The organism is Oleiphilus sp. HI0079 (genome assembly GCF_001635105.1).
On the sequence record NZ_LWFT01000587.1, the window covers coordinates 1 to 4,390 of the forward strand.

A 4,390-nucleotide genomic window follows, 5' to 3' on the forward strand; every position below is an offset into this window, starting at 1 on the left:
CGCGACCGTCACCATCGCCATTCAGAGAGTTTGAAACAAAATCATACCCCTCGTTGAATAGTACATTGCCAAGCAAATCTTCATGCGTCGACGACACCCCCGTGTCAATTACGGCAACTCTCACGCCGGCCCCTGTCGAGGCTGCCCAAGCGTCTGGCGCCTTAATCTGATCGACATTCCACTGCAACGCGCCTAACGTATCGTTCACAGCATTCGCCACACGAGTAGACGTAATACTAGCGCGGTAATCGGGCTCCGCCCTTTCGCCTTTTTTCTGTTCGCGCTGGTGTGCTTCACGCAGGGCGCTCAGTTTTGCAAGATCTTCATCACTCTGGGAATTTGTTCGAACAAGCTGACCCCGATGATTCACATAAGCAATACGATCCGACGCTAATTCGGCATAACTGCCCTTCGCCAACGCAGATCCACTCGCGAGCGTTCTCGAGGTTTTTAGTTGATACAACACCGGTGTATTTCCAAACGATCCGGCATAGAGCTGGACTAAATACTCATCGTCTTGGTCTGCGACAAACTCAAGCTTTCTCGGCTGACTGACATTACGATCAAAAATAGCGACATTGGTATTCGATGATCTATACACGCGAAAAAACACATCTAACTGTGCATTTTCAAGACTTTCCGCCGACTGCAATGTGACAAAAAGTGATTGTCCCTCGAGCATCGGTAAGGAATAAAAATCACTCGTATCCTCAGCGAAGACTTCGCCGTTTCGATAGTTTCCTGAACGAGCACTCACATAGCCGCCCAGGCTAGTAGGATTGTTTAAACGCTGAGCAGAAGACACCTCGTTATTAAGCGGCGCTATCGTCGCGACGCCGGTAATTTGAGTATCCGCATCCTGCTCAGAGAAGTCATCGACGAACAACTCACCAGACAGAGAAACACGCGTTCCAATCAACTGGGTATCATCCGCTGCTTGAGCCAATGACGCAGCATCATCGCTCGCACCGCCACTGCCACCGCCACACGCAGTAAGGAGCAACGCACAAGCCAAACTAACCAGGCGATTCATCGCCTTCCCTGTTTGGCAAGTGGAACGATATGCAGGTGATGCATTGAATAATTTCAAGATGCTCTCGGCTAGATCGACTAGATTCTTTAATACGTACGCACGTTTTACCGATCGCGGATCGATGAAGCGTACCTAACAATTGTAGCAGCCTAATCCTTTCCCACCGTTATCTAGCGCTACGAATTGCGACAAATTAGTAAATTTTCGTCAACCCAACCGGGTAACTACGCTAAAAGTCCAGATCAGCACGATTACAAGAGGCATTATCTTTACCAATCGCGTTGCTGTTTGCCCATTCATTACCGCGCGACTCACAAGGAGATGCAAAAGCGACGCACCTTGTAAGCCATAACACCTACTTGGTAGACTTCTACTCGGCAAGGAAGCCAATACATTTCTCTATTCAAGGAACGAATATGAAGACCATAACTGATTCTCGTAGCGTCAGACGCTGCGCTATCGCATTGCAGAAAAACCTCCAATTCTTTTTGATCGCGCTCACGCTTGGGCTCGGCAGCAACCAAATTATTGCCTCCGTCATTTTCCAAGATGATTTTTCCCGAAGTAATTCGAATGACCCCGGAGCGAACTGGATAAGCGTCGAATCGGATGAGAACGATATTGCTATTTATAACCAACAACTTCGGCTGCGAGATTATTTGAATCCCAGCTCTACGCACGTTTCGCTCTTTATCGATGCAAGCGCCTTCACAGACATCTCGTTGTCTTTTTCTTGGCGCGTACTGAGCAGCACGGAGTCGAGCGACAGCCTGACCCTATCAATCGATGAAAACCCCGAAACGCAGAAACAGGCGTTGTTCTCGACCGGCCTGGGAAGCGCAGGAACATATTCCAAATCCCTTCGGCTTCAGGATCACTACTTGGGTTGGGTAGGTTTTTGGCTGGACGTAAATAGTTCGAGTGAGGCCGTTTACATAGACAACGTCCACATTCGCGGAGACCTTAAAACAACAAAAGATCAGCTGGATCCTTTTGAAGTTAGCGAGGCGTCAAGCTTCGCTCTGCTCGTTGCGGGACTATTGGGGCTTATTGGAGTGCGCAGAAAACACAAAGCTCCGGAAATACAAAGCTACAACTGCGCAGCTTAAAACTAACTTGTTGCCAAGCTGAGGATTACACTCACACACATGGCGACGACAAGCACAAACAAAATGCCAAACGCGATACCGATGATAATGAAATGGCTTGCCTTACCCTTTGTAAAATCGCGCTTGGCATTCTTCGACTTCTGCACACCGAGCATGGCATACAGCACGCTTTGCGTTGTTTCCCATAAACTCATCGACTCTTCCAAGCCGACATCCCGCTTTTCTGCTGCCGAAGCGTCGGCGTGCTGATTCGCTTCATCCCTACTCAAATTCGTTTTACTTTTATTTGAATCGCTCATATCGCTGCCTAAGGACAAGGTGTCATCAAAGTTCTATTTAATCGCGAGATGCAAAGTCTCTTGAGCTAGCTCATCCAGAGTCATCTTACCCTTTTTGTCATACCAAGTGGTGGTCCAACTTATGGCTCCGGTGAGCAGGCGCCTCAAAACGAAGGTATCTCCAACAACCTTGCCCTCACTTTTGGCCCGATTCAATATATCCATCCAAAGCTGCTCATACTCACTGCGTAAATTGAGAATATAAGCTTGGTGGTCTTCCGATAAACTGCGCCACTCGTACACCAGCACCGACATTGCATCGCCGGTAAGACCATTTATAGCGTCAATCTCACACTTAATTAACGCATGCAACGCACTTTCTGTCGTCTTGGCCTCGTTAACCCGCCGTCGCATCAAGTGTGTGTTGTAAATCACCACCTCTTTCATCATGGCCAAAAGAATCTCTTCTTTGGACTTGTAATGATGAAAAATACTTCCCGATTGAATCCCAACCGCCGCCGCCAAATCTCGCACTGTGGTGCGCTCGTAGCCCTTTGCTCGAAACAGCTTCGCAGCTTTCGCAAGCAAGCGCCCTTTTGCGGTACGCGGGTCCGTAACAACCCCCTGCTCGACTAAATCATCGACAAGGTCCAGTTTTTCTTGCTCAACAATCACAGACACTAGTGCAACTCCATCTTCAAAATTCGAGGGCCAACGATCGCTTTCGATCAAATGATCCAACATTTAAAAGATCATAACGAGCATATCTACTATTTACAAACCAAGCACTTGCTTGGTATGGTTCTGTCAGCGTTAATTGCGCACCCGGTCACAAGACGGATTTGCGCGCAATGCATCATGCAACACCACCTGTCTTAGCGAGGCATTTCAACTCATGACAGAGAAAAAAACGATAAGAATTGGTTGTGCATCGGCGTTTTGGGGCGATACCGAAACTGCGGCACAACAGCTCGTCGAAAAGGGCAACATCGATTATTTAGTGTTCGATTACCTGGCAGAAATCACCATGTCGATCATGGCTGGCCAGAAAATGAAAGATCCGAATGCAGGCTACGCGACCGATTTCGTAAAGACAGTCATGGGCCCTCTTCTTTCTCAAATAAAAGAGAAAGGCATTAAAGTGATCAGTAACGCAGGAGGCGTTAACCCTAAAGCCTGTGTTGCCGCATTAAGCGCGATTGCCGAGCAACAGGGAATCGAACTGAAAGTTGCCATGGTCGATGGCGACAATGTGCTGCCTCAAAAACGCAAGCTGGAGCAAGACGGCGTCGTTGAAATGTTCAACGGCACCTCAATCCCTCCGATGCTTGTGAGCATGAATGCTTATCTTGGTGCTCCTTCAATCGTGAAGGCGCTGGAGCAAGACGCGGATGTTGTGGTAACTGGCCGGGTGGTAGATAGCGCCGTTGTTCTTGGTGCGATGGTGCATGAGTTTGGCTGGAACTGGAATGAGTTTGATAAACTCGCACAAGGCTCGTTGGCCGGACATATCATTGAATGCGGTGCGCATTGCACCGGCGGCAACTTTACCGACTGGCACTTGGTAAAAGATGGCTTCGATGATATGGGCTTCCCAATTGTAGAGATCGATGATGAGGCGAGCTTTACCGTCACTAAGCCAGATAATACCGGCGGTTTGGTCTCTGTGCCGACGGTTGCCGAGCAAATCGTTTACGAAATTGGTGATCCGCACAACTATATTCTTCCAGATGTTGTGTGCGACTTCTCGCAAGTAAAGCTTGAACAAATCACCGATAACATCGTTTCTGTCTCTGGCGCGATCGGTAAGCCGCCAACCGACTCCTACAAAGTATCAGCAACCTATCCTGACGGGTTCAAATGCACCGTTACATTCTTGCTCGCAGGCATCGAGGCAACCGCCAAGGCGCAAGCAGTGGCTGAAGCAATACTCACCAAAACATCCAGAATGATCGAAGCGAAAGGCTTAA

4 protein-coding genes and 1 pseudogene are annotated in these 4,390 nt (G+C 48.6%); 2 read left to right on the plus strand and 3 right to left on the minus strand.

The genetic code is table 11. The annotated features are described in order from the left end of the window. Positions 1-1,033 (minus strand): annotated as a pseudogene (locus A3750_RS10025) (hypothetical protein); the annotation flags it as partial. Between the two features lie 416 nt (positions 1,034-1,449). Between A3750_RS10025 and A3750_RS10030 the strand changes: the two are divergent. Beyond that, positions 1,450-2,142, plus strand: coding sequence for a hypothetical protein (locus tag A3750_RS10030; RefSeq protein WP_068457138.1), 693 nt, complete (start codon positions 1,450-1,452; stop codon positions 2,140-2,142). A gap of 2 nt (positions 2,143-2,144) precedes the next feature. Here the strand turns inward: A3750_RS10030 and A3750_RS26070 are convergent, their stop codons facing one another. Further along, the gene (locus tag A3750_RS26070; protein WP_197474988.1) at positions 2,145-2,441 is read right to left on the minus strand and encodes a DUF2970 domain-containing protein; all 297 of its coding nucleotides are present in this window, start codon (positions 2,439-2,441) and stop codon (positions 2,145-2,147) included. 33 nt (positions 2,442-2,474) lie between these two features. Further along, positions 2,475-3,164 (minus strand): TetR/AcrR family transcriptional regulator, encoded by a 690-nt coding sequence (locus A3750_RS10040; RefSeq protein ID WP_082873252.1) that lies wholly within the window; start codon positions 3,162-3,164, stop codon positions 2,475-2,477. A gap of 151 nt (positions 3,165-3,315) precedes the next feature. Between A3750_RS10040 and A3750_RS10045 the strand changes: the two genes are divergently transcribed. Next, positions 3,316-4,390, plus strand: a 1,075-nt coding sequence (locus tag A3750_RS10045; protein ID WP_156498512.1) for an acyclic terpene utilization AtuA family protein, incomplete at its 3' end; no start/stop codon positions are given.

Bases quoted from the DNA above. Each gene is read 5' to 3' on its own strand.
- A3750_RS10040 (WP_082873252.1), bottom strand. From the start codon at position 3,164: ATGTTGGATCATTTGATCGAAAGCGATCGTTGGCCCTCGAATTTTGAA.
- A3750_RS10030 (WP_068457138.1), top strand. From the start codon at position 1,450: ATGAAGACCATAACTGATTCTCGTAGCGTCAGACGCTGCGCTATCGCA.
- A3750_RS26070 (WP_197474988.1), bottom strand. From the start codon at position 2,441: ATGAGCGATTCAAATAAAAGTAAAACGAATTTGAGTAGGGATGAAGCG.